The organism is Polyangiaceae bacterium (assembly GCA_020633205.1).
GTDB lineage: Bacteria > Myxococcota_A > Polyangia > Polyangiales > Polyangiaceae > JAHBVY01.
This window is the reverse complement of record JACKEB010000019.1, coordinates 282,113-307,138: the sequence shown is the minus strand read 5'-3', so window position 1 is coordinate 307,138 and position 25,026 is coordinate 282,113. Positions and strand designations below refer to the sequence as shown.

At 63.7% G+C, this 25,026-nt stretch carries 18 protein-coding genes and 1 riboswitch; of the genes, 13 read left to right on the top strand and 5 right to left on the bottom strand.

Translation table 11 applies throughout. The features are described from left to right. Window positions 1–82: 82 nt before the first annotated feature. From H6718_30990 to H6718_30980, 3 genes are all read right to left on the bottom strand, one after another. Window positions 83–1,150: a ribonucleotide-diphosphate reductase subunit beta gene (locus H6718_30990; protein ID MCB9589882.1), complete on the bottom strand. Its 1,068-nt coding sequence runs from the start codon at window positions 1,148–1,150 to the stop codon at window positions 83–85. Next, window positions 1,147–3,576: a ribonucleoside-diphosphate reductase subunit alpha gene (locus H6718_30985; GenBank protein ID MCB9589881.1), complete on the bottom strand. Its 2,430-nt coding sequence runs from the start codon at window positions 3,574–3,576 to the stop codon at window positions 1,147–1,149. The genes H6718_30990 and H6718_30985 overlap by 4 nt, the downstream gene beginning before the upstream one ends. A 204-nt stretch (window positions 3,577–3,780) precedes the next feature. After that, a riboswitch (cobalamin riboswitch) is annotated at window positions 3,781–4,066 on the bottom strand. Between the two features lie 19 nt (window positions 4,067–4,085). Further along, entirely contained in the window at window positions 4,086–5,537 is a 1,452-nt protein-coding gene (locus H6718_30980; GenBank protein ID MCB9589880.1) for a DUF2083 domain-containing protein, read from the bottom strand. 131 nt (window positions 5,538–5,668) lie between these two features. On the opposite strand from H6718_30980, the gene H6718_30975 reads away from it, so the two are divergent. The 6 genes from H6718_30975 to H6718_30950 are packed head-to-tail and all read left to right on the top strand — an operon-like array spanning window position 5,669 to window position 14,516. Then, the gene (locus tag H6718_30975) at window positions 5,669–6,145 is read left to right on the top strand and encodes an acyl-CoA thioesterase (GenBank protein ID MCB9589879.1); all 477 of its coding nucleotides are present in this window, start codon (window positions 5,669–5,671) and stop codon (window positions 6,143–6,145) included. After that, window positions 6,138–8,249 (top strand): acyl-CoA mutase large subunit family protein, encoded by a 2,112-nt coding sequence (locus H6718_30970; protein ID MCB9589878.1) that lies wholly within the window; start codon window positions 6,138–6,140, stop codon window positions 8,247–8,249. Before H6718_30975 ends, H6718_30970 begins: the two co-directional genes overlap by 8 nt. Window positions 8,250–8,269: 20 nt before the next feature. Then, the gene (scpA, locus tag H6718_30965) at window positions 8,270–10,456 is read left to right on the top strand and encodes a methylmalonyl-CoA mutase (GenBank protein MCB9589877.1); all 2,187 of its coding nucleotides are present in this window, start codon (window positions 8,270–8,272) and stop codon (window positions 10,454–10,456) included. A 5-nt stretch (window positions 10,457–10,461) separates the two neighbouring features. Then, window positions 10,462–11,475: a methylmalonyl Co-A mutase-associated GTPase MeaB gene (gene meaB / locus H6718_30960; protein ID MCB9589876.1), complete on the top strand. Its 1,014-nt coding sequence runs from the start codon at window positions 10,462–10,464 to the stop codon at window positions 11,473–11,475. 19 nt (window positions 11,476–11,494) lie between these two features. Next, window positions 11,495–13,519 carry a protein meaA gene (locus H6718_30955; protein ID MCB9589875.1) on the top strand — a complete coding sequence of 675 codons (2,025 nt, stop codon included), beginning with the start codon at window positions 11,495–11,497 and terminating at the stop codon, window positions 13,517–13,519. A 10-nt stretch (window positions 13,520–13,529) separates the two neighbouring features. After that, complete coding sequence (locus tag H6718_30950) at window positions 13,530–14,516, top strand: protein kinase (protein ID MCB9589874.1); 987 nt, start codon at window positions 13,530–13,532, stop codon at window positions 14,514–14,516. Here the strand turns inward: H6718_30950 and H6718_30945 are convergent, their stop codons facing one another. Beyond that, a complete protein-coding gene (locus H6718_30945) occupies window positions 14,517–15,038 on the bottom strand; it encodes an AgmX/PglI C-terminal domain-containing protein (protein MCB9589873.1) in 522 nt (173 codons plus the stop codon). Window positions 15,039–15,236: 198 nt separating this feature from the next. Continuing rightward, on the bottom strand, window positions 15,237–16,184 hold the full coding sequence (locus H6718_30940) for a hypothetical protein (protein MCB9589872.1): 948 nt from the start codon (window positions 16,182–16,184) through the stop codon (window positions 15,237–15,239). 315 nt (window positions 16,185–16,499) lie between these two features. Here H6718_30940 and H6718_30935 point away from each other — a divergent pair, with 315 nt between their 5' ends. From H6718_30935 to H6718_30905, 7 genes are all read left to right on the top strand, one after another. Then, on the top strand, window positions 16,500–17,801 hold the full coding sequence (locus H6718_30935) for an acyl-CoA dehydrogenase family protein (GenBank protein ID MCB9589871.1): 1,302 nt from the start codon (window positions 16,500–16,502) through the stop codon (window positions 17,799–17,801). A 15-nt stretch (window positions 17,802–17,816) separates the two neighbouring features. Then, complete coding sequence (locus H6718_30930; protein ID MCB9589870.1) at window positions 17,817–19,019, top strand: acyl-CoA dehydrogenase family protein; 1,203 nt, start codon at window positions 17,817–17,819, stop codon at window positions 19,017–19,019. 245 nt (window positions 19,020–19,264) lie between these two features. Continuing rightward, window positions 19,265–20,353: an ABC transporter substrate-binding protein gene (locus H6718_30925; GenBank protein MCB9589869.1), complete on the top strand. Its 1,089-nt coding sequence runs from the start codon at window positions 19,265–19,267 to the stop codon at window positions 20,351–20,353. A gap of 5 nt (window positions 20,354–20,358) precedes the next feature. Continuing rightward, a complete protein-coding gene (locus H6718_30920; GenBank protein MCB9589868.1) occupies window positions 20,359–21,240 on the top strand; it encodes an ABC transporter permease in 882 nt (293 codons plus the stop codon). Further along, window positions 21,240–22,127 (top strand): ABC transporter ATP-binding protein, encoded by an 888-nt coding sequence (locus tag H6718_30915; GenBank protein MCB9589867.1) that lies wholly within the window; start codon window positions 21,240–21,242, stop codon window positions 22,125–22,127. Before H6718_30920 ends, H6718_30915 begins: the two co-directional genes overlap by 1 nt. A gap of 54 nt (window positions 22,128–22,181) precedes the next feature. Further along, the gene (locus H6718_30910) at window positions 22,182–24,494 is read left to right on the top strand and encodes a glutamine--tRNA ligase/YqeY domain fusion protein (protein ID MCB9589866.1); all 2,313 of its coding nucleotides are present in this window, start codon (window positions 22,182–22,184) and stop codon (window positions 24,492–24,494) included. Window positions 24,495–24,511: 17 nt separating this feature from the next. Next, on the top strand, window positions 24,512–24,973 hold the full coding sequence (locus tag H6718_30905; protein MCB9589865.1) for a GNAT family N-acetyltransferase: 462 nt from the start codon (window positions 24,512–24,514) through the stop codon (window positions 24,971–24,973). The last annotated feature ends 53 nt before the right edge of the window (window positions 24,974–25,026 follow it).

Below are 25,026 nucleotides of genomic sequence, written 5' to 3'. Positions count from 1 at the left end.
GCTTGGGGCGCTTCAGAGGCGGGAACAGAACCACGAAACGCGCCCCAAGGCCAGTCGTGCCGCGACGCTCCGCGCGGAGCAGCTAGAAAGCAGCGTCTAGCTCGACCTCGCCCGTAACCCCGACTTGATAGGCGGAGACGCGGCGCTCGAAAAAGTTCGTCACCTCCTGAACGTCTTGCAGGTCCATGAAGGGGAACGGGTTCCGGCTGAAGAAGCGCTTCGGCAGGCCGAGCTGGGCGAGACGTTGGTCCGCACAATACTCGAGGTAGGCCCGCATGTCCGTCGTGGTCATGCCGGCGACTCCCGAGGCGCCCGTCAACAAATCTTCGGCGAACTGCAGCTCGCACGCGATCGCTTCCTCCAGCATCTGACTCACCTCTGCTGCCAGCTGATCGTCGAAGAGCTCGGGCTCCTCGCGGCGCACCTGAGCGACGACTTCGAACGCGAACGCCATGTGGGCGCTCTCGTCGCGGAACACCCAGTTGGTCCCACCGGCGAGGCCGTGGAGCAGACCCTTCGAGCGCAGAAAGTAGACGTAGGCAAACGCGGCGAAGAAGAACAGACCTTCAACGCAAGCCGCGAAGCAGATCAAATTGAGCAGGAACTGCCGGCGCTCGCTGTGTGTGCTGAGCCGCGGGAGTTCGCTCGTGGTCTCGAGCCACTTCAGGCAGAACTCCGCTTTGGCGCGGATCGATGGGATATTTTCCACGGCAGAAAATGCTCGGGTTCGCGCCTCTGGTGATGGCACATAGGTATCCAGCAACGTGAGATAGAACTGCACATGGAGCGCCTCCTCGTAAAGCTGGCGCGAGAGGTACATGCGCGCCTCCGGCGCGTTGATATGGCGATACAGGTTCAGCACCAGGTTGTTCGCGACGATGGAATCACCCGTCGCAAAGAAGGCCACCAGGCGCTCGATCAAGTGCCGCTCCCCTGCGCTGAGCTTACCACTCAAGTCAGCGAGGTCCGTGGAGAAGTCGACCTCCTCCACGGTCCAGGTGTTCTTGATGGCGTCGCGATACATCTCGAAGAACTTTGGATAGCCCATGGGCCGCAACGTGAGGCACAGGCCCGGATCGAGGAGCCGCGCTGGGCGCCGCACCTCGAGCACAGCGGCAGAGTTTCGGGCAATGGAAGTATCGCGGCTCATTGGCAGGCCTCGCAGGTCTCTGGGTTCTCCAGGGAACACGCGACGGCGCCTGCTTCAGCATCTTGCGCTTCTACCGCTGGCGGTGCTGGGGTCCAGCCTCGCTCTCCGCGAGGATCCGCGGTGCCTTCATCCACGGTCGCCTTGGCGATGCGCGTCGCTGGGCGGGAGCGTAGATAGTAGGTCGTCTTGATGCCGCGCTTCCAAGCGTAGAAGTACATCGAAGACAGACGACCGATGTTCGGGCTCTCCACGAATAGGTTGAGTGACTGGCTCTGATCAATGAACGCGCCGCGCTCCGCAGCCATGTCGATCAGGGCGCGCATCGGGAGTTCCCATGCCGTGCGGTAACGCAGCTTGATGTCGCTCGGGACGTCCAGGGATTGGATGGAGCCCTCTGAAAGCTTGAGCCCGGCGCGAGTCGCGTCGGTCCATGCGCCGATGCGCTTCAAGTCTTCCACGAGGTAGCGGTTCACCTGAAGGAAGTCGCCGCTCAGGGTCTCGCGCTTGAACAGGTTGGATACCTGGGGCTCGATGCACTCATAACAACCGGCGATGGACGCGATGGTGGCCGTTGGCGCGATGGCTACGAGGAGTGAGTTTCTGAGGCCGTGGGCCTGGATGCTGCGTCGTAATTCGCGCCAGGCGTCCGGCGAGCTGAGCTCCGTGTCGCTCAGCCCCCAGGCGTCGAACTGGAGCTCGCCGCTTGCGGCGCGGGTCTCGCGAAAGGTTGGGTGCGCGCCGTATTCCCGCGCCAGCGCGTTCGAGGTGGTCAGCGCCTGGAAGTAGATGGTCTCCGAGATGCGACGGGAGAGCGCCTGCGCCTCTTCGCTATCGAACGCCAGACCAAGGGCGAAGAACACATCTTGGAGACCCATCAGTCCGAGTCCCACGGGGCGCCAGCGCAAGTTCGAGACGCGCGCCTTGGGGATTGGGTAGTAGTTGAGGTCGATGACGCGATCCAGCTGCCGCACGGCAATGCGAATGCTGCGCTCGAGCTTCTCGAAGTCGAAGGCGAGCTTGCCGGCGTCGGTGTCTTTCAGGTGACGCGCGAGGTTCAGCGAGCCGAGGTTGCACACCGCGGTCTCATCGTCGCTCGTGACCTCGATGATCTCCGTGCACAGATTCGAGAGGTGCACCACTCGGCCAGACAGCGCCGTCTGGTTACACGCGCGATTGCATTTGTCCTTGAAGGTCATCCAGCCGTTGCCGGTTTGCGCGAGGGTGCGCAGCATGCGGGTGTAGAGCTGGCGCGCTGGCAGCTGTTTGATCGCGAGCCCCGCAAGCTCCGCAGCGACGTAGGCCCGCTCGAACTCTTCGCCGTAGAGGTCGGGCAAGTGGGGCACTGTCTTCGGGTCGAACAGGCTCCAGCTCTCGTCCTGCTCCACTCGCCGCATGAAGAGATCGCTCACCCAGTTGGCGAGGTTCAAGTTGTGAGTGCGACGCGCCTCGTCGCCGGTGTTGTCTCGGAGCTCCAGGAACTCTTCGATGTCTGCGTGCCAGGTCTCGAGGTACACGCAGCAGGCGCCCTTGCGTTTGCCGCCTTGATTCACCGCGGCAACGGACGCGTCCAGGGTCTTCAGCCAGGGTACGATGCCGTTCGAGTGACCGTTCGTGCTCTCGATGAGGGAGCCACGAGAGCGCACGCGGTGGTAGGCGAGGCCAATGCCTCCGGAGAACTTCGAGAGCTGCGCGACATCGGCGTAGCGCCGGTAGATATCAGTCAGGTGATCCTGCGGAGAATCGAGGAGAAAGCAGCTCGAGAGCTGCTCGTGGCGCGTCCCGGCATTGAACAAGGTGGGCGAGCTCGGCAGGTACTCCAGGCGAGAAAACAACGCATACAGCTCGATGGCCTCAGGCACGCTCGTGCTCAGCGCACAGGCGATCCGCATGAAGAAGTACTGAGCGTTCTCCAGTACGTCGCGCTCAGTCGGGTGACGCAACAGGTAGCGATCGTACAGCGTCCGCATGCCGAAGAACTCGAACAGCTCGTCGCGTTTGGCTTCCACCGCGTCATCCAGCTTGCGAGCGTTTTCAGACACGAACGCCGCCACGCGCTCACCGATCAGACCCAGCTTGACTCCAAGCGCGATCGACTGTGAGAAGGACTGTACGCGGAGGGCGCGCACCTCCTTGTCGACCAAGGCAGCTAGCAGGCGCGCCGCGAGCTTGGAGTACTGGGGCTCCTCGAGCATCAATGACGCTGCCGTGCGGATAGAGAGCTGGTCCAGCTCTTCTGTCGTCGCCCCGTCGTACAAACCGCTGATGGTCTTGGTGGCGATGCGCATCGGGTCCACTCCGGGGAGCCCGCTCGAGCAGCGCGTGACCGCGCGCACGATCTTGTTGAGGTCAACCGGTTCCGAAGTGCCGTTGCGCTTGGTGACGCGCATGGGCGTGGTGTTGTCGCTGTACGCTGCGTTGCCTGACATGCTCTGTTCCTCCAAAGAGCGGGGCCTGCCCGCTGCTTCGTTTGGTGAGCGCTGCCGAGGAACTGCGAGTGGTTCGTCATCGGGTCAACGAAGCGTGGTGTTCGCTGCACAAACCGCAGCCACCGGACCTCACCCGCTTACAAGCGAGTGACCCTTGAGTCTCCGACTCGCCCTCCCTCGGGGCGCCGGGAACCGACACGCTGTTGCTGTGTGTCGGATGCTGGCAGGTCTTCGGGCTTACGAGCTTCGGCCTTCGCCGATGAGAGCCGGGTGGCTCTGACCTACTGTCGACCGCTTCCCAATCGTGGGGCTCGCCAGGGCGCGCCTGCTCTCTTCAGAGCGGCGCCTGGTTCACCCAGTGATCAGTGCTGTGGTCGAGTTCGTTCTCGTTTACCGCTGCGGGGCAGCTCCGGCTTGCCGCCGTGAAACACGACGCCGGATTCCCTCTTAGCCTGAGCAAATGCCCAGGACCAACATGAGCGCAACATATTGGGGAATGCTCAACGTTGTCAACGAGATGTTGGGGTGCGCCGATCAGCGGCCCTGAACGGATAGGGAGCGAACGGCTGGCTGTCCGCGTCGATGGCCAGGGGGCGGCCGAGCAGAGGAAAGGCTCGCTGGGCGCACTCGGTTCGCTCGCACACCTTGCAGCCGACACCGATCGGCGTCGCGGTCCCAAGGTCGTTCAGATCGAGCCCACGGGAGTACACCAGGCGGTGCGCGTGCTGCACGTCACACCCCACGGCAACGGCGAACTCCTTGGTCGGTGCACCGAAGCCGACCTGTGCGTGGCCCACTCGGCGTGCGATCCAGAGGTAGACGCGGCCGTCGGGCATCTGCGCGAGCTGCGTCAGCGTGCGTGTCGGCTGAGCGAAGGCTTCGTACACGGCCCACAGCGGACACGTGCCTCCGCTGCGAGAGAAGTGGAAGTCCGTTGCGGATTGCCGCTTGGAAATGTTTCCGGCGCGATCCACGCGCACGAAAAAGAACGGAACACCTCGTCGGTCGCGTCGCTGAAGCGTGCTCAGGCGGTGGCAAGTCGTCTCGAAGCTGACATCAAAGGCCTCGCCTAGGCGCTCGATGTCGTAGGCCAGCTCTTCGGCGGACTCCAAGAAGCGATCGTACGGACACAACAGCGCGCCCGCGAAGTAGTGGGCGAGGCCGATGCGCGCAAGGCCCTGGGTGCCGGGATCCTCGAGGCCGGGCGACGCAGCCAAGGTATCGAGCAACGTACTGAGCTCCAGAAAGGCCAGCTGAGTTGCGACCTGAAACGCTTGCTGACCCGTCGTGAGGTGCGCTGGGAGCGCGAGCGTCCCGGTGCTGCGATCGAAGTGACGAATCCGCGCCGCTCTCGGACCGCGCTCGCGCTGGATCACTACTTTCGCGCCATGGCGCTTGCGCAGCCGCGCGACCAGCGCGTCCAGCACATCTCCTGGTCGGAGCTCTTCCTCGCCGGCGAGGTCCTCGGCGGCGGTCTCGAGCTCGGCGATGTAGTTCTGCTTGGCGTAGAAGAAGTCGCGCACCGCCTCGTAGGGGGTCGTCAGCTCGGGTGGTGGCACCTGGTCGCGATTCTGCACGCGGCTGATCAGGATGTCGGCGCGCTGTATTGCCTCGCGGTAACGGAAAGAGAGCGCGACGAAGGCGCGGGCGATGCCGGGATGATCACCGGCCAAGGCGCGCAGCTCGGAGTCGCTCGGTTGCGCAGCGGGGGGCAGGTTCGCGAGCGCGTCCCTGAGCTCCGCGACCATTCGCGCCTCTTCCTCCCCCGAAAAATCCTGAGGATCGATACCGAAGGTTCCGCTGAGTGACAGCAGCACGCTGACGCTCAGGGGACGCTGGTTGTGCTCGAGTTGGTTCAGGTAGCTCGGGCTGATCCCCAGCTTCGCGGCCATGGCGGCTTGGGTCAGCCCGCGCTCTTCGCGGAGGCGGCGCAAGCGAGGGCCAACGAAGAGCTTCGACATCATTGGAGATTAGCAAGCTTCGCAAATTTGCAAACCATGCATCGCAAAGTTTGGCGCTTTCAGCGCTTTTCCTTCGAACCATCCGGTGCGAATTCTTTACAGTGCCCGTCGTCGAAGGCGCCAGCGTGACCCTGGCAAACATCGTGTTCCCGGAGCAGGCCAACCACGAGGGCTGCCTGTTTGGTGGTGAGGCGTTGGCGCTGATGGACAAGGCGGCTTTCGTCGCTGCTTCGCGCTACTCGAGGCGTCGGGTGGTCACGGCCCGCAGCGACGGCTGCGACTTTCGAGCGCCGGTGCGCGTTGGACATCTGGTGGAGGCGACCGCCGAAGTGATCGCTACTGGGCGCACCTCCGTGTCAGTCGACGTGCAGCTGATCGCCGAGAATTTGCTGTCTGGCGAGCGCTGGCTGGCTACTCGGGGGCGCTTCGTACTGGTCGCCTTGGATGAAGCGGGCAAACCGACCCCGCTACTACCGCGCGGAATTAAAGCGGAGGACGGCGCCTCAGGCGCTGAGCGTGGCGATCGAGAGCCAGAGGTGGTATGCAGCGCCCCGCACGCGGCACCTGGAACGCGCGCCCAGAATCGAGTGAGAGACGACCATGAGTGACACCGAGCTTTCCCTGGCCAGCGAGTTCCCCGCGCTGACCGAGAGTGAGTGGCGGGCGTTGGCTGAGGCGAGCCTGAAAGGGCAAGCGCTCGACCGACTGCAGAGCCGGACCTACGACGGCATCCTGCTGGCGCCGATCTACGCGAGAGCCAACGCACCCGTAGACGAGGCGAGCCGCGGCGTCCCCGGTGCGCCCCCCTTCGTGCGAGGGGCGACCCCGCTCGGCAACACAACCGGTGGCTGGGACATCCGCCAGTGTCTGATGGAAGGCGACCTGGCGGAGCTGAATCGCGTCGCCTTGGACGAGCTCGAGCGCGGAGCGACGTCTTTGGAGCTATGTTGGGATCGCGCGGGACGCGCCGGGCTCGACCCCGATGTGCACGGCGCGGACGTCGGTATCGAAGGGGTGAGCATCTCTTGCCTCGCGGATCTGGAGCGCGCCCTGGATGGTGTGCAACTGGAGCTCTGCACCGTGGCACTCGACGCGGGGCCAAGCTTCGCCAGCGCCGCAAGTCTTTATCTGGCGCTGATCGAGCAGCGGGGATGTAACCCCGCGGAGGTCCGCGGCGAGCTGGGTGCGGATCCACTGGCTGCGTTGCTCAGCGAAGGCTGGCTTGCGACCTCGCCGGAGGAGGCCCTGGAGCAAGCAGCCAGCTTGGCAAAGCACTGCGCCGAGCACTACCCGAAGGTTATCGCGCTCACGGCGTCGACTCGCCCCTTCGTGGAGGCTGGCGCGAGCGAGGCTCAAGAGCTTGCCTGTGCGCTCGCCAGCGGCGTGACCTACGTGAAGGCGCTCCTCGGCGCCGGCCTGCCGCTCCCCGCCGCCTTGGGCCAGCTGCGGTTCGAGCTCTCCGTGGGGCCTCGTCAGCTGGAAGACATTGCCAAGCTGCGCGCCATGCGGCGCCTCTGGGCGCGGGTGAGTGAGGCGTTCGCCGAAGCGGCGGGGAGCAGCGATGTTACCCCGGGGATCCAACTCGGCGCGCGCATGGCTTACGCATGCGTCACCCAGCGCGATCCTTGGGTCAACTTGCTACGCGCCACCATGGCAGGCTTCAGCGCAGCCGTTGCTGGTGCATCCAGCGTCACCCTGCTGCCCTACACCGCCGCCCTGGGCCTCCCTGACGAGTTTGCGCGGCGCGTGGCCCGCAACACGCAGCTGGTCTTACTCGAGGAGGCACACCTGGCGCAGGTGCTCGACCCCGCGGGCGGTTCGTTCGCCATGGAGCATCTCACGGACGAGCTAGCAAATGCCGCATGGAAACTCTTTCAGGAGATCGAAGCGGCGGGTGGGCTGCTCTCCTTTGCCAAGAGCGGTAGCTTGGCAGAGCGCCTCGCTGGCACTCGCGCAGCGCGGGACGCCAACATTGGCAAGCGCAAAGACGCCATCACCGGCGTGAGCGAGTTCCCGAACCTCGCCGAGAAGCCCGTGAAGGTGCGAGAGCTCGACTGGGCAGCGCTCAACCAAGCCGCCATCGCCCGCCTAGAGCGCAAGGATCTTCAAGTCCCCACGAATTTGGGGGTGAGGGGCTGGCTCGATGCAGCGACGCAAGGGGCCACCCTGGGGCAACTGGCGAGCGCGCTGAGCACTCAACTGACGAAGCTCCCCCAGCTCCCCCGGCATCGCTTCGCTTCAACATTCGAAGAGCTACGTGACAAGAGCGACGCGGCCCTGAAGGCCAGCGGTGCCCGACCGCGCGTGTTCCTTGCGTGCATCGGCCCCATCGCAGAGCACACGGCGCGCGCGAGCTTCAGCAAGAACTTCTTCGAGGCGGGCGGTATCGAAGCGCTGCTCAGCGCGGACAAGCAAACCGAGGCTCAACTGCTAGACGCGGACGCCTGCGCAGGCGCCTTCAAGCAGAGCCAGGCGAGCATCGCGGTGCTGTGTTCGAGCGACGCGCTCTACGAACAGCACGCCGAGAGCTTCGCCAAGGCGCTCCACGGCGCCGGCTGTAAGTGGGTGTATCTAGCGGGCCACCCCAAGGCGCAGAAACGCGACTACACCCAAGGTGTGGACGGCGCTCAGGTCGACGACTTCATCTTCGTTGGCGCAGACGTACTGGAAAAGCTCAACGCGGCGTACGCGCTGATTGGAGGCAAGTCGTGAAGCTCCCTGATTTCTCTCAGCTGCCGCTCAACCCTGAAGGCTCTGCCGCGGGGAATCAAGGTTCAGCCTTTACGGCTTGGTCGGAGGCGGCGAAGCGTGCGCTTGGCGGAGCAGGGACTTCCACTCTCGATTGGCACACGCCCGAGGGCATCGACGTCAAGCCGCTCTACACCGCGGCCGATCTAGCGGGGCTCGACTTCCTGGACACCTGGCCCGGTGCGCCTCCGTTCCTGCGCGGGCCGTACCCGACGATGTACGTGAACCGCCCATGGACCGTGCGCCAGTACGCGGGCTTCTCCACGGCAGAGGACTCCAACGCCTTCTATCGACGCAACCTCGCAGCGGGCCAGAAGGGCCTCAGCGTGGCGTTCGACCTCGCGACCCATCGTGGGTACGACTCGGATCATCCCCGGGTTGCGGGCGACGTCGGTATGGCCGGCGTGGCGATCGACTCGATCCTCGACATGGAGGTGCTGTTTGGTGGCATCCCCCTCGATCAAATGAGCGTGTCGATGACGATGAACGGCGCCGTGCTGCCGATCATGGCGCTCTACATCCTCGCGGCTGAAGAGCAGGGAGTGAGCCCGGAGAAGCTCAGCGGGACCATTCAGAACGACATTCTGAAGGAGTTCATGGTCCGCAACACCTACATCTACCCGCCGAAGCCGTCGATGCGCATCATCAGCGACATCTTCGCGTTTACTTCCTCGCGGATGCCGAAGTTCAATAGCATCAGCATCTCCGGCTATCACATGCAGGAGGCCGGGGCGACGGCGGATCTCGAGCTGGCCTACACCCTCGCCGACGGTGTCGAATACATCCGTGCCGGCATCGAAGCAGGGCTGAAGGTGGACGCGTTCGCGCCGCGCTTGTCCTTCTTCTGGGCAATCGGCATGAACTTCTTCATGGAGGTGGCGAAGCTGCGCGCGGCGCGCCTCTTGTGGGCGAAGCTGGTGAAGCAGTTTGCGCCGAAGAGCGACAAGAGCCTTAGCCTGCGTACCCATAGCCAGACCTCTGGCTGGAGCTTGTCGGCGCAGGACGTGTTCAACAACGTCACGCGCACCTGCCTCGAAGCGATGGCCGCGACTCAGGGGCACACTCAGAGCTTGCACACCAACGCGCTCGACGAGGCGCTCGCGTTGCCGACGGACTTCAGCGCACGCATCGCGCGTAACACTCAGCTCTTCCTGCAGCAGGAATCGGGCACCACCAAGGTGATCGACCCCTGGGGCGGCAGCTACTACGTGGAGCGCCTCACCTACGATTTGGCTAAGCGTGCCTGGCAGCACATCCAGGAGGTCGAGCAGAGCGGAGGCATGGCCAAGGCCATCGAAGCGGGCATCCCGAAGATGCGCATCGAGGAAGCCGCCGCACGGACTCAAGCACGGCTGGATGCCGGCACGCAGACCCTGGTCGGCGTAAATAAGTACCGCCCGGAAACGCAGGACCAGGTCGAAGTGCTCAAGGTCGACAACAGCGCCGTGCGCGCTGCGCAGATCAACAAGCTCGGGCGGTTACGCGCCGGGCGCGACGAGGGCAAGCTCCAGGGCTGCTTGAAGGCGCTGACGCAGGCCGCAGAGAGCGGCGAGGGCAACCTGCTCGAGCTGGCGCTGAACGCCGCTCGAGCGCGCGCAAGCGTGGGTGAAATCAGCCTGGCGCTCGAGCAAGCCTGGGGTCGTCACACCGCGGAGATCCGCGCCATCAGTGGGGTATACAAGAGCGAAGTGAGCCAGAGCAGCGACGCCATGGGCAAGGTCAGTGCGTTGGTCGACGCCTTCGAAGCCAAAGAGGGTCGGCGGCCGCGTATCTTGGTCGCGAAGATGGGCCAGGACGGTCACGATCGTGGCCAGAAGGTGATCGCGACGGCCTTCGCCGATCTTGGCTTCGACGTCGACATCGGACCGCTTTTCCAGACGCCGGCTGAAGTCGCGAGGCAAGCGATCGAGAACGACGTTCACGTCGTCGGCGCGAGCTCTCTTGCTGCTGGGCACCTCACCCTCGTGCCGGAACTGCGCTCCGAGCTGGAGAAGCTCGGACGTGGCGATATCCTGATCGTCGTTGGCGGCGTGATCCCACCCCAGGACTTCCAGGCGCTGCGCGACGCTGGCGCTGCAGCGATATTTCCTCCCGGAACCGTGATTTCCGAAGCTGCCGTTGAGCTCTTGCACAAGCTGAACGCCGCCCTGGGCTACGAAGAAGTCAGCTGATACCTATGAGCGTCGCCACTCCCAAGCGCCGCCCGGAGCTCGATCTAGACGGCTACGTGAACGGCGTGCTGGAGCGCGACCTCTCGCGCTTCGCGCGGGCGATCACCTTGATCGAGAGCCGCAAGAGCGAGCATCAGAAGCTCGCTCAAGAGGTGCTTGGCCGGCTCCTGCCTCACACCGGGGGCGCGCGCCGCGTGGGGATCACGGGGGTGCCCGGCGTCGGTAAGAGCACCTTCATCGAGGCGCTCGGCTGCAAGCTGGTGGAGTCGGGGCTGTCTGTTGCGGTGCTCGCGGTGGACCCGACCAGCGGTCGCAGCGGCGGGAGTATCCTCGGGGATAAGACCCGCATGCAGCGCCTAAGCATGCTGGACAAGGCGTTCATTCGGCCTTCTCCGGCCGGGCAGGCACTGGGCGGTGTCACGCGTACGACGCGCGAGACGTTGCTGTTGTGTGAAGCCGCGGGTTTTGACGTCGTGCTGGTGGAGACCGTCGGAGTTGGGCAGAGCGAGACCGTCGTCGCGGAGATGGTCGACTTCTTCCTGGTGTTGATGCTCCCCGGCGCGGGTGACGAGCTCCAGGGCATCAAGAAGGGCGTGCTGGAGCTCGCTGATTTGATCGCCGTGAACAAGTCAGACGGCGACAACCAGCAACGCGCTCAAATGGCCGCGCGCGACTATCGCGCCGCGCTCCGCATCATGCATCCCAAAGACGCGGACTGGAGTCCGCCGGTGCTGACCGTTAGCGGACTCACGGGCGCTGGGCTTGATGAGCTGTGGAGTGAGATCGAGCGTCACCGAAAGACCATGACCGACAACGGTCAGCTGGATCACAAGCGCAAGGATCAGCTCCTGCGTTGGATGTGGTCCATGGTGGACGATCGGGTGAAGCGCGCGCTGCACGAACACCCCCGGGTCAAGGCCCTGCGGAGCGAAGTCGAAAGCGGCATCCGAGAGGGCACCTTGACCCCAACTGTGGCCGCCGAGCGAGTACTGAGAGCTTTCGGACTCGACCCGGTGTGATCAACAAGGAGAGGCAATCATGGCGGAGAAGAAGCTGCATCAGCTGACGGATCAAGACGGCGAAGCCACTCGGGATCGCCCGTGGATCTTCCGAACCTATGCTGGGCACACCAGCGCCCGCGCCTCGAACGAGCTGTATCGGAGCAATCTCGAGAAAGGCCAGACGGGCCTCTCCATCGCGTTCGACCTGCCCACGCAGTGCGGCTACGACTCCGACGACCCGATCGCCTTGCCCGAAGTGGGCAAGGTCGGCGTGCCGATCAACTCGCTGGATGATTTTCATCTGCTCTTCGAAGGGATCCCCCTCGAGCAGATGAATACGTCGATGACCATCAACGGCACTTCGATGTGGCTGCTGGCGCTGTACGTCGCCCTGGCGCGTGAGCGAGGTGAAGACGAAGCCAAGTTGATGGGCACCACCCAGAACGACATCATCAAGGAGTATCTGGCGCGAGGCACCTACATTTTCCCCCCGGAACAGAGCTTGCGCATCATCTCCGAGATGTACGAGTACTGCCTCGAGCGGATCCCCAACTGGAACGCCTCGAACGTCTGCTCGTATCACCTGCAAGAGGCAGGAGCGACTCCCGCGCAGGAGCTGGCGTTTGCTCTCTCCACGGCCATCGGCATCCTCGATTCGCTGAAGCAGCGTGGTCACTTCAGCCACGAACAGTTCGAGCGCGCTACCGGGCGTATCAGCTTCTTCGTCAACTCAGGCATCCGCTTCATCGAAGAGATGTGCAAGATGCGCGCGTTCGGCGAGCTCTGGGATGAGATCACCGAGCAACGCTATGGGGTGAAGAACCCCAAGTTCCGACGCTTTCGCTATGGCGTGCAGGTCAACTCGCTCGGGCTCACAGAGAACCAACCCGAAAACAACGCCTGGCGTATCCTCCTGGAAACACTGGGTGTGACCTTGAGCCGCAACGCGCGCTGCCGTGCGCTCCAGCTGCCCGCCTGGAACGAGGCCCTGAGCCTGCCGAGACCCTGGGACCAGCAGTGGTCGCTGCGGCTCCAGCAGATCCTGGCCTACGAGACGGACTTGCTCGAGTACCCTGATCTGTTCGATGGCAGCCCCGTGGTCCAGAGCAAGGTGGAGGACCTGAAGGCCCTGGCGCGCGCGGAGATCGAGAAGATCGACGGCATGGGCGGTGTGCGCTCGGCCATCGAGAGCGGTTACATGAAGACCTCCTTGGTGCGCTCGATGGCGGAGCGTGTGTCGCGGATCGCGAAGAATGAGATCACGGTCGTTGGCGTCAACAAGTGGCAAGAGGGCATCGAGTCTCCACTGGTCAGCGGTGACGATGGCGGTCTGTTCAAGATCGACGGCGAGAGTGTGAAGGAGACCCTCGAGGCGCTGAAGGCGGTGCGCGGCAAGCGTGACGCTGAGCGCGCGAAGGCAGCGCTCTTGAGCCTCAAGGCGGCGGCAAAGAGCGGAGCCAACATGATGGAAGCCAGTGTCGAGTGCGCCTTGGCTCGCGTGACGACCGGCGAATGGGCAGGCGCCTTGCGTGAAGTGTTCGGTGAGTACCGTCCGGTGACCGGCATCGAAGGCCAGCGCCTCGGACTCGAGGGTGAGCGCGTCGAGGCGTTGCGCAAGCGCATCCAGCGCTTCACCGATGAGCGCGGTCGTCGTCCCCGCATCGTCGTCGGCAAGCCGGGCCTCGATGGGCACTCGAACGGCGCTGAGATGATCGCAGTTTCCGCGCGGCATGTCGGGTTCGACGTGGTCTACTCCGGGATCCGTCTGCGCCCGGATGAGATCGTGACCAGCGCCATCGAGGAGAGCGCCGATGTGATCGGCGCTTCGGTGCTCAGCGGCTCACACGTCGAGCTTGCGGAGCAGTTGATGAAGTTACTCGATGAAGCGGGCGCGCGGGAGCGCATCCAGGTGATCTTCGGCGGGATCATCCCGCAGGGGGACTTCGAGCGGCTCGCTCAGATCGGCATCCGCGCGGTGTTCACGCCCAAGGACTACGAGCTGATCGACATCATGGAGCGCATCTTCAGCCTGATCGAGAGCCCGGCTGCCGCGGCCGAGTGAGAGACAACGCTTGAGGTCTCAAAGTCCCACCGACTTGCTCACCCGTCTGGACCGCTTGGGCGTGTCCATGCTGGTGAGCGAGTTTGAAGATCAGCGTCCGGCGGCGCGCGAGCGGCGAGCTCAGGTGCTGAGTGAGCTGCTCGCAGCGGAGCATCGCAAGCGCGGTGTCTTCATTGGGATCACCGGCACACCAGGCGCCGGAAAGAGCACGCTGCTTGGCGAGCTTGCGCGGCGCCTCTTGGCGTCGGACCCGGAGCTCCGGGTTGCGGTGTTGGCGGTGGATCCGTCGAGCCATATATCGGGCGGTGCGTTGCTCGGGGATCGCACGCGGGTGAGGGTGGATAGCCGGGAGGGACGCTTCTATTTCCGCTCTCAGGCCTCCCAGACCCAGCTCGGTGGCCTCAGCCCCGCGAGCTTCGACGTGTGTCGCTTGCTCATGCACCTCTACGACTGCATCTTCGTGGAGACGGTTGGGGTAGGGCAGAGCGAGGTAGATATTCGTTTCCTGGCGGATCGCGTGTACCTCGTGATGACGCCCCTTGGCGGCGACGAGGTCCAGTTCCTCAAGGCCGGGGTGATGGAGATCCCTGACACGGTGATCCTCAACAAGAGCGACGCAAAGCAGGCCGCGCGCAAGGCTTACCACTCGCTGAAGGCCAGCCTGCAGCTCGCGCGGCCGTTCGACGGGGACCGGGTGGAGATCTTCCGCACCAGTTGTACGAGCGGGGAGGGATTGGATGACCTCGCTGCGCACGTACACCAGCGGGTGGTGGCGCTGGGGTCCGGTAGCGATCTGGCGAGCGCCGCGCAGCGCAACCACGATCGCGAAGCCTACTTCTACCGCCGCTGGGTGGAGCGCGAGTGGGGGCGTCAGGGCAAGCGCTACCTCGAGGACTCCCTCGGCGGCGCCGAACAGTTCCTCGAGGAATCGAAAGGCTACGATCAGGCGCAGACGGCGTTCGGAGAGCGCTTCATCGCAGCCCTTGCCCGCTGCTAGCTACTTCATCAGCACGATCGGGATGCTCAGCTTGGAGCCGGGTGCATGCTCGACGAGAGGCATCTCGAGCACCGCCTGAGACACGCACTCAATCAGGCTATCGTCCTCGATGTCGCTCTGCGGACCAGCGATCAAGAAGGGGGCACCGCTAGCCGGGACGTCTACCTTGAGCGTGATGCGCCCGCTCAGGTTCGGGTTGGCGCTCAAGGCGGACTGGTAGCAGCTGTCGACCTCGCTGAGATGGCTCTTGATGGCCTCAGTGATTGCATCCTTGTTGGTGTCGCCGACCACGGTCACGGCGCCCAAACGGATCTGAGTGTCGAACTTGGGGGCTTCACTGCTCGCTGGCTCTGCTGTGGGCCCCTCTGGTGGGGGCGCTTCAGCGGTTTCGGCAGCTGCGGATTCAGGGGTAGCTGGCGGTGCTTCTACAGGCAGGGGTTCCGACGGTGGCGCCTCAGCGGGTGGTGCTCCCCCGCAAGCGACGAGCATCAATCCCATTAGGCCCCAGCGCTGCTTCAACATGGGGCGAGGTTATCGAAGGTGCGCGAGCGACTCCAGTCGTGCCTACTGAATTGAGTGCCGTGCGGAATGATCGCGGTTGCTTCCACGGCTGTGCGGCACGTGTTCGCCCTGATTCGGGCTGTGCGGTGCACCTCTCCCCCAAGCAAGCAAGAACCCACGGCGGATAGCCGCGGGAAACCTGCGAAAGGCTTCGAACGCTCAAGCCTTCGGCAGAATGTTGTACTCCTCGCGAAGCTCTGCCACGGGGCGGTCGATGACGGCCCAGTGATCCCAGTGGTCGAAGAAGTCCGTGTTGCACTGAGTTCCGCGCAGAAATGCCTTGAGAAAGGCGTCGATGTCTAGCTCGCCGACTTCAGGCTGAGCTTGGGGCACCATGCGGATGCCGAGGTCGAACTGGCAGAGCACGAACACCAGGATGCTGGCGGTCTGTTCCTTGCGGTAACCGGCGGTGAATGCCGCCACCTGCAGCTCGCCCTTGGGATCCGTGTCGTAGTCGCCCAGGATGTGCGAGAGGTCGTGGGGCAAGATCATCTCTGGTGCGGAGTAGCGCTCGCCCGGCAGTGCGAAGCCGCGCTCCCGACAGTGGTCGAAGTACTCGCGTCCAAGGGTGCCCTTGGGGAGCTTCTCGAAGGCCTGATACTTGGCTGCGGTTTCCTTGTTCTCGAGCGCGCCTCGCAAGGTGCCAAGGGTTTTCAGGATGCCGATGGCCCCTTGCTGCTCGTACAGCTGCCCGATGCTGTCGCCGATGTACATATGCCGCAGCACGTCTAGACGCAGGAGCGCGTACTCGTGTTTCACGTACTTGCGCAGCTGCTCGATCTCGTGAAGATCGACCGCGAGCGCCTGCGCGAAGTCTTCGACGGCCTTCAGCTGGTGCTCGTTGGCTTCCCCGCTCGCTAGGCTCGCGACCACCATCGCCGTGACGAGCTGTCTTCGGATCTCCGGGCGCTCGATTGCCGTGCGGAGAGCCTCCGGCGTGATCGGCTTGAGTGCGTCCAAGTCGAAGTCCTGCTTGAGGATGTTGCGCTTGCCTGCCTCGAGGAGCTGGCGCTCGACGATCGACAAGCGGCCGTCGCTCTCGAGCACGGTCTTCAGGGCGCGGATACCAGGCTCGGCTTCTTGCGGCGTCGGGAAAACGAACTGCATGGGTCGCCTCTCTCGTTTCTGCGTGGCTATTGGCGTGGACCAGTCTGCAGACCGAGCGGCGGCTTCGTAAGTGCTCAAAAACTCGTGGGTGCCGCCTGACCCGTGCAGGCTAGGTCCAAAGCGCGAGTGGTAAGCTGTGGAAACTAGGTGTGTTTTTCGAGCGACCGGCCCGTGGGCTGAATGTCCTGGCTCGGCATGTATACATGATGTATACACCCATCAGTCGCAGTAACTAGACTGCGTGAAGTCGGGGGCGACCCGGGGCTCGGGCGCCCACCGCAGGAGAAGATCATGAAGAACGTTGCAAGTATGGCCATGGGGCGCGGATTGCGTTTCCTTGGAGAGCTCGGTGGAGCCGAGTGGATCGACCGCTGGGGCTTGCGGCCCCAGGCGACGCGTCTGGTGGAGAACGGAGCGCGGGTAGGTTTCCGTGCGGCACAGAATGCCGGGCAGCGCTTCAAGCCAGTGTTGAAGCTGGTGCAGCCGTCGCGCCTCGACCGCCCGGCGAGCAAGCCGGCGTTGTTCGATCTGAACATCACGGACGAGCAGCAGATGACGCGGGACACGCTGCGTCGTTTCGCAGAGGACGTGATGCGCCCCGCAGCGCGCTCCTCCGATGACAAGTGCAGCACGCCTCAGGAACTGCTCGATGAGTCCATGGATCTCGGTCTGACATTGATGGCGTTGCCGGAGAGTCTCGGCGGCGCCGGCACGGAACGCTCGCCGGTCTCCAACGCCCTGGTGATGGAAGACCTGGCGTACGGTGATATGGGGATCGCGCTCGCGGTGCTCGCGCCGCTTGCGGTCGTGAACCTGTTGGTCGACTTCGGCACAGCGGCCCAGCAGTCTAAGTACCTCTCGCCACTGGCCGAGGCTGGCTTCGTTGGCTCAGCGCTCGCTGTGAGTGAGCCGACACCGCTGTTCGATGCGTATCGCCTGCGTACCCGTGCGCAGCGCACTGACGGCGGCTACGTGCTCAATGGCGTGAAGACGCTGGTGCCGCTTGGAAGTCGGGCTGAGTTGTTCCTGGTTGCGGCGCTCAGCGACTCTGGGGAACCGGAGCTGTTCATCGTCGAGCGCGATGCGAAGGGCCTCGAGATCTTCGAGGACCACTGCATGGGGCTTCGCGCTGCAGACCTGGCGCGGCTCGAGCTAAAAGACGTGCGCGTGTCACGTGAGGCGCGGATCGGCGGAGACCAGGTCGCGTTCCGCTACTCCGAGGTGATCGATCGCGCGCGCATCGGCTGGTCCGCGATGGCGGTGGGCTGCGGTCAATCGGTGCTCGACTACGTGATCCCTTACTGCAATGAGCGCTTTGCCTTCGGCGAGCCGATCACGAATCGTCAGTCCGTTGCGTTCTTGATCGCCGACATGGCGCTCGAACTCGACGGTATGCGGCTCTTGATGCAACGCGCCGCTAGCCGCGCGGAAAATGGCTTGAGCTTTACTCGCGAGGCTTATCTGGCTCGACTCCAGGCGAGCGAAAAGGGCATGAAGATCGGCAGCGACGGTGTGCAGCTCCTGGGTGGTCACGGTTTCGTCAAGGAGCACCCGGTCGAGCTTTGGTATCGGCAGCTTCGAGGCATCGGTGTGCTCGAGGGCGCACTCTACGTGTGAGGAGGCTCTGAGATGTTGAACCTAGAAGTACCGAAGAAGCTGAAGCCTCTCGTCGAACAAGCCACCCAGGTGGCAAACTTCGTGTTTCGCCCGATCTCTCGCAAGTACGACCTGGCGGAGCATGCTTACCCCAAGGAGCTCGATCTGCTCGCTGCGGCGATGGACGGCATGAACTCCGCAGGAGGTGTGGGTGCCGGCGCCGGCGAACTCTCGCGTAAGCAAACCGGCGATGCTGGGGTCAAAAACGGCGCCAATATGGCGACGGTGCTTGGTCTCACCGAGCTCTGCTGGGGCGACGTTGGCCTGGCGCTGTCGATCCCGCGTCAGGGATTGGGCAACTCCGCTATCGCGGCGGTTGCCACCCCAGAGCAGAAAGCCAAGTTCAACGGCACCTGGGCTGCGATGGCGATCACGGAGCCTGGAGCTGGCTCCGACTCTGGCGCGATCCGCACGACGGCGGTGCGTGACGGTGACGAGTGGGTGCTAAACGGCGAGAAGATCTTCGTTACCGCAGGGGAACGCTGTGACAGCGTCGTTGTTTGGGCGACGCTAGATGCGAGCCTCGGGCGCGCGGCGATCAAGTCGTTCATCGTGCCCAAGGGCACGCCGGGCATGCAGGTGCTGCGCCTGGAGCACAAGCTCGGTATTCGCGCCTCAGACACCGCGACCATCGCCTTCACGGATTGCCGCATCCCCTTCGAGAACATCCTGGGGAGCCCGGAGATCGACACCCAGAAGAGCTTTGCCGGGGTCATGCAGACCTTCGACAACACGCGACCGGTGGTGGCGGGCATGGCGATCGGTGTGGCGCGCGCCGCGCTGGAGCTGACCCGCGACATCCTGAAGCAAGAAGGCATCAAGCAGACCTACCGCGGCTCCATTTGGTCGCGTAGCGCAGCCGAGGCAGAGCTTTGCCGCATGGAAGCAGAATGGGAGGCCGCGCGGCTGCTCACCCTGCGCGCAGCGTGGATGGCGGACAACGGCATCCCCAACAGCATGCAAGCTTCCATGGCCAAGGCCAAAGCAGGGCGCATGGCGACTGACGTGACGCTGCGCTGCGTGGAGCTGTGCGGTGGCGCGGGCTACAGCGAGACGGAGCTCCTGGAGAAGTGGGCGCGTGACTCGAAGATCCTCGATATCTTCGAGGGCACTCAGCAAATCCAGATGCTGGTCGTCGCGCGCCGGCTCTTGAACAAGAAATCGAGCGAGCTTCGATAGTGGAGTCGAGCCGTCCGCGGTCAGTCGCGGGCGGCTCGAACTGACGGCCCGACTCGCTCCGGCATTGTTTGCGTGGAAAGAGCGGGCGGGTCGCGTTTCCTCGCAGTTTGCCCTCTCGTCGCAGTGCGTCGCGTTGACAGCGTCGCGCGGTTGGGAGAGTGTTTCCCCCGCGTTTCGGCCGGCCGGCATGAGTGCTCGTCCCGAACCGCTCGCGCCCTCGGGCGCGCAACGCATAGGGGAGACGCATGAATCACACCGCACGCCGTGACTTCTTGAGACTACTACTGCTCGGAGGTGCGAGCCTCGGCCTGCTGCCTGCCTGCGACGACAAGAAGGCGCCGACCGGCGCTGCGAGTGGCAGCCCGAGCTCCGCGCCAACCGCTGCCGGAGGTGGGGACACCAACAAGGAGTTCCAGATCGGTTGGTCGGTGTGGACTGGTTGGATGCCGTTCAAGCTGATGCAGGAGAAAGGCTTCCTGCAGAAGCGTGCGGAGGAGCACAAGGTCAAGATCAAGCTCGTCGAGTTCAAGGGCTACATGGACTCGGTCCAGGCGTTTGCAGCCAAGAAGCTCGACGGCTGCGCCATGACTTCCATGGAGTCACTGCAGCCCGCGTCGAACGGCGTGCCCAGCGTTGCGATTCTGATCAACGACCGCAGCAACGGTGGTGACGGCGTCCTGGTGCGTGAAGGCACGGATCTGAAGGGCCTCAAGGGCAAGACCGTGCTGCTCGAGGAGTTCAGCGTCAGCCACTACCTCCTGAACCGCGCTCTCGAGTCCGTCGGACTCAAGGAGAAGGACGTCAAGATCAAGAACATCCCAGGCGACGATGCGGGCAAGGCTTTCCTCACGGATAAGAGCGTCGAGGCCGTGGCGACGTGGAACCCGCACCTGTTCCAGGCTGTGGAGCAGGGCAAGGGCAAGGTGGTGTTTTCGAGCAAGGACATCCCTGACGAGATCATGGACTTCCTCGTGATGAACGAAGACGCGCTCAAGGCGAACCCCGGCCTCGGACCGGCGCTCACCGAGGCGTGGTTCGACGCGATGGCGTACTTCGCGGCGGAGGCGACCCGCAAGGACGCCATCGACATCATGGCCAAGGGGGCCGGCTCCTCGGTAGAAGATTTCGAGAAGATGCTCAAGGACACCGACCTCTTCACCGACAAGAGCAAAACGGCGGATTTCCTCGAGGGCGAGAAGATCAAGGGCACGATGGAGAAGGTGAAGAAGTTCTCCTTCGATCACGACTTGATCAAGAACGAGGGCTTCCAGATTGGTTTCGGGCATGACGCCAAGAGCCAGCTCAAGTTCGACAAGAGCTACATCAAAGTCTGACGCTCATGACTAACGAGGCCCCGCCAGAGAAGGCCGAGGATCCTGCAGAGCCGCCCGTGCGCAAGCGGGCGGTGCAGCTGATTGGTTCTCCTCTCCCCCGCGTGCGTCAGGTGATCTTGGGGGTCATTCCGATCCTGATCTTGTGCCTGCTGTACGCGTACTACAGCCATCAACGCCATGTGGAAAATCCCATGGACCGCTTGATGCCGGGCCTCGATCAATTGACGGAGGGTCTGAAGGAGATCACGACACCCAACAAGCGCACCGACGAGGTTTGGCTGTGGGTCGATACCAAGGCCTCACTGTTGCGCTTGTTCAAGGGCATGGGCGCCGGGCTCGGCATCGCGATCAGCCTCGGGCTCTTGATGGGGATCTTCTCCCATGTGCGCGCGATCTTCGCACCCCTGATGACGGCGCTCGCCAAGGTCCCACCGCTGGCCCTGTTGCCGATCATCTTCATCTTCCTGGGCGTCGATGAGAGCTCGAAGATCGTGCTCATCGCGCTCGGCATCGCCCCCACACTCACGAACGACATCGCGTTGGCTGGCAGAGGCGTACCTCAGAGCGCAGTGGTGAAGGCGTACACCCTGGGAGCGAGCACCACCGAGGTCGCGTTCAAGGTGATCTTCCCACAGATCCTCCCGCGCATCCTCGACTCGATCCGACTCACCATTGGCCCTGCGTGGATTTTTCTCATCGCTTCTGAGGCGATCAGCGCGGATAGCGGCCTCGGCTATCGCATCTACGTTGTGCAGCGACAGCTCGCGATGAACGTGATCTTGCCTTACGTGCTCTGGATCGCGCTGCTCGGCGTCGTCATGGACTACATCATCGCAGGCATCTCCCGCTGGGGCTTCCCCTGGGCGCACGACCGAGGGGGCCACTGATGGCTGAGACGAAGACCGACGCTTCGGCGCTTACGTTGGATGTCTCCCGGGTCTACCAGCGCTACCCGAGCAAAGGTGGGCACCAAGTGGTGCTCAACGACATCTCGCTCAAGGTGCCCGAGCCGCAGTTCTTGACGGTGGTGGGCCCCAGCGGCTGCGGCAAGTCCACGCTGTTGCGGCTGATCCTTGGTAGTGAATCCCCGTGGAAAGGCACCGTGCACGCCGCGGGGCAAGAGGTGATTCACCCGGATCGCAACCGCGGCATCGTGTTTCAGCGCTACTCGCTGTTTCCTCACCTCACGGTGCTGCAGAACGTGATGTTCGGGCTCGAGCTGGATGGTAGCTGGCTCTTGCAGAAGTGGCTCACTTGGCCTTGGTACAAGCAGAAGCACAAGCAGCACCAAGAGCAGGCAATGCACTACCTGAAGACGGTGAAGCTCGATCAACACGCCGCCAAGTACCCGCATCAGCTTTCCGGCGGCATGCAGCAGCGCGTGGCCATCGCTCAAGCGATGATCATGAAGCCCACCATCCTGTTGATGGATGAGCCGTTCGGCGCCCTGGACCCCGGCACTCGGGAGGACCTCCAGCTGACCATCATCGAGACCTTCGAGGAGCAGAAGACGACCATCTTCTTCGTCACCCACGACCTCGAAGAGGCCCTCTTCGTCGGGACGCGCCTCTTGGTCCTCTCGAGCTTCTACTCAGAGGACACGGGGAAAGAGACCAACGGGGCGAAGCTCGTGATGGATATCCCGACCCCCAAGACGCCGACCACCGCCGACAAGAAGCGCGGGGATTTTCGCGAATTAATCCAGGAAGTGCGTCGTCAAGGTTTCGACCCGGAGTACCGCCAGCACGTCCGGGAGTTCGACCTCCGCCACTGAAGCTCGGCGAGCGGTTTTCTTTATGGTGGGGCGAGCTATAACGCCGGCTCGGCCATGAGCGACGACTCCCATACCCTCACCCACGTCGAGAGCAAGGACTTCATCCGCGAGAAGATCGAGCGGGACATCCAGACCGGCAAGTACAACGGCCGCGTCGTCACCCGCTTCCCGCCAGAGCCCAACGGCTACCTGCACATCGGGCACAGCAAGAGCATCTGCCTGAACTTCGGCTTGGCGAAGCAGTATGGTGGTCGCTGTCACCTGCGCTTCGACGACACGAACCCCACGACTGAAGATCCGGAGTTCGTGGAGTCCATCCAGGCGGACATCCGTTGGCTCGGCTTCGACTGGGGGGAGCACCTCTACTTCGCCTCCGACTACTTCGAGAAGTTGTACCACTTTGCCGAAGAGCTAATCCGTGCGGATAAAGCGTATGTGTGCAGCCTGAACGGAGATGAGGTGCGCGAGTACCGGGGCACCATCAGCGAGCCTGGTCGCCCGAGCCCAAACCGGGACGCCACCGTGGAAGAGAACCTCGACTTGTTCCGGCGCATGCGGGCGGGCGAGTTCGAAGACGGCAAGTACACCCTGCGCGCGAAGATCGACATGGCGCACCCGAACATGAAGCTCCGGGATCCGCCGATCTACCGCATCCGGCACGCGCATCACTACCGCACGGGCGACAAGTGGTGCATCTACCCGCTGTACGACTTCACGCACGGTCTGTCCGATGCCATCGAGGGCGTGACCCACTCGATCTGCACCTTGGAGTTCGAGAACAACCGTCCGCTGTACGACTGGTTCGTCGAAGCCGTGGACGCGCTGCCTGAGGGCGCCGGTGCGAACCCTCAGCAAACCGAGTTTGCGCGCCTCAACATCACGTACATGGTGATGAGCAAGCGCAAGTTCCTGCGCCTGGTGAACGAGAAACATGTCGCCGGCTGGGACGACCCGCGCATGCCGACCGTCGCTGGCTTGCGGCGCCGTGGCTACACCCCCGAGGCGATTCGCGCGTTCGCCGAGCGCGTGGGCGTCGCCAAGAACAACAGCTTGGTCGAGATCGAGCTGCTCGAGCACACGCTGCGCGAGGACTTGAACCAGCGTTCGCCGCGCGTGATGTGCGTGCTGCGGCCGCTCAAGCTGATCCTCAAGAACTTCGACGAGGTGGTGGGCAAGCGCGAGGAGCTCGAGGCGCCATACTACCCGCCGGACGTCGGTCGTCCCGGCTCACGCAAGGTCCCGCTCACGAAGGAAATCTGGATCGAGCAGGATGACTTCGCCGAAGAGCCCCCGCCGAAATGGCATCGCCTGGCGCCGGGTGCTTCCGTGCGGCTGCGCTACGGCTACGTGATCACCTGCGAGTATCCCGTCGTCGACGAGAGCGGGAAGCTGGTTGAAGTCATCGCGAAGCTTCACACACCAGAAGAAGCCGAGCAGATGAAGGTGAAGGGCACCATCCACTGGGTGAGTGCGGAAGACGCCGTCGACTGCGAGGTGCGCCTCTACGATCGCCTGTTCAGTGTGCCAGAGCCTGACGCGCTGGAAGAGGGCGTCGACTTCATCACCACGCTGAATCCCAAGAGCCTAGAAGTGCTCGAGGGCTGCAAGCTCGAGCCCGCAGCCGCGCAGGAAGGGCTCACTCGCGTTCAGTTCGAGCGCCAAGGCTTTTTCTATGCGGATTTGGACTCGAAGTCGGACGCGCTGATCTTCAACCGCACGGTGTCTCTCAAGGACAGCTGGGCGAGGCAGACGCAGCCCAAGCAGGCCGCTCCTGAGCGTCGTCGTGCGCAGCCCAAGGCGGCCCAAGCTGCGCAGGCGCCGAAGCCGATCGAGCTCGACGCTGCGGCACAGATGCTCGTGATGGTGCACGGCATCACGCCTCACGAGGCCAACGTGGTCAGCGGCGACGAACGCCTCGGCAAGCTGCTGGTCGGTGTGGACGGCCTGGACGGCGACGTGAAGGCTGTCACCCGCTGGCTGGTGAACGACGTCGCCTCCTACCTCAAGGGGCACGACGGCGAGCCTCCGTTCGGCCCTGCAGAGCTGATCGAGCTGGTCGAGCTGCAGGCTGCGGGGACGCTCTCCAGCCGCCTGGCGAAGGACGTATTCGCCGAGCTGGTCAAAACCGGCGACTCACCCAAGGCGATCGTGGAGCGCCTCGGTGGCGGCCAGATCGACGACGAGGCTGAGCTGACGGCGGTCATCAAGAAGGTGCTCGCCGACAACCCGGATCACGTGAAGCGCTACCGCGAAGGCAACCAGAACCTGATCGGCGCATTCGTTGGTCAGGTGATGCGCGCGACGGGGGGCAAAGCCAACCCGAAGCTCGTGAATGAGCTGCTGCGCCGCGAGCTGAACGCGAACTGAGGCGCGCTACTGGTGCCATGACACACTCGGGCAAGGTCGAAGTTTATTGCCGCAAGGCAACGAAATCCGACTTGCCCGAGGTCTTGCGCTTGTACGCTCAGCCAGAGCTTGACGACGGAAAGACGCTGCCCCTTGCAGAGGCGGAGCGGGTCTTTGCCAAGATGTTGAGCTATCCCGACTACTCGGTCTACATCGCCTGCGCAAACGAAGTCGTCGTTGGTACCTTCGCTCTGCTGATCATGGACAACTTGGCCTACATGGCTGCGCCCTCCGCGGTGATCGAAGACGTTGCTGTGGACCCGGAGCGCCACGGCGAAGGCATCGGTCAGGCGATGATGCACTTCGCCCTCGACGTGTGCCGCGAGAAGGGCTGCTACAAGGCCATCCTCTCCTCAAACGTCAAGCGCACCCGCGCCCACGCCTTCTACGAACAGCTAGGCTTCGAACACGACGGTTACGCTTTCCGTGTGGATTTATAGCTCCGGCGGCAACGTCCCGCTTCAGGCTGCCCGCCGATCACTTTTGGTGGTCG

What these genes read in the sequence shown, in the direction of transcription:
- H6718_30990 (MCB9589882.1), bottom strand. Translation starts at nt 1,150, where the DNA reads ATGAGCCGCGATACTTCCATTGCCCGAAACTCTGCCGCTGTGCTCGAG.
- H6718_30985 (MCB9589881.1), bottom strand. Translation starts at nt 3,576, where the DNA reads ATGTCAGGCAACGCAGCGTACAGCGACAACACCACGCCCATGCGCGTC.
- H6718_30980 (MCB9589880.1), bottom strand. Translation starts at nt 5,537, where the DNA reads ATGTCGAAGCTCTTCGTTGGCCCTCGCTTGCGCCGCCTCCGCGAAGAG.
- H6718_30970 (MCB9589878.1), top strand. Translation starts at nt 6,138, where the DNA reads ATGAGTGACACCGAGCTTTCCCTGGCCAGCGAGTTCCCCGCGCTGACC.
- meaB (MCB9589876.1), top strand. Translation starts at nt 10,462, where the DNA reads ATGAGCGTCGCCACTCCCAAGCGCCGCCCGGAGCTCGATCTAGACGGC.
- H6718_30955 (MCB9589875.1), top strand. Translation starts at nt 11,495, where the DNA reads ATGGCGGAGAAGAAGCTGCATCAGCTGACGGATCAAGACGGCGAAGCC.
- H6718_30945 (MCB9589873.1), bottom strand. Translation starts at nt 15,038, where the DNA reads ATGTTGAAGCAGCGCTGGGGCCTAATGGGATTGATGCTCGTCGCTTGC.
- H6718_30940 (MCB9589872.1), bottom strand. Translation starts at nt 16,184, where the DNA reads ATGCAGTTCGTTTTCCCGACGCCGCAAGAAGCCGAGCCTGGTATCCGC.
- H6718_30935 (MCB9589871.1), top strand. Translation starts at nt 16,500, where the DNA reads ATGGGGCGCGGATTGCGTTTCCTTGGAGAGCTCGGTGGAGCCGAGTGG.
- H6718_30925 (MCB9589869.1), top strand. Translation starts at nt 19,265, where the DNA reads ATGAATCACACCGCACGCCGTGACTTCTTGAGACTACTACTGCTCGGA.
- H6718_30920 (MCB9589868.1), top strand. Translation starts at nt 20,359, where the DNA reads ATGACTAACGAGGCCCCGCCAGAGAAGGCCGAGGATCCTGCAGAGCCG.
- H6718_30915 (MCB9589867.1), top strand. Translation starts at nt 21,240, where the DNA reads ATGGCTGAGACGAAGACCGACGCTTCGGCGCTTACGTTGGATGTCTCC.
- H6718_30910 (MCB9589866.1), top strand. Translation starts at nt 22,182, where the DNA reads ATGAGCGACGACTCCCATACCCTCACCCACGTCGAGAGCAAGGACTTC.
- H6718_30905 (MCB9589865.1), top strand. Translation starts at nt 24,512, where the DNA reads ATGACACACTCGGGCAAGGTCGAAGTTTATTGCCGCAAGGCAACGAAA.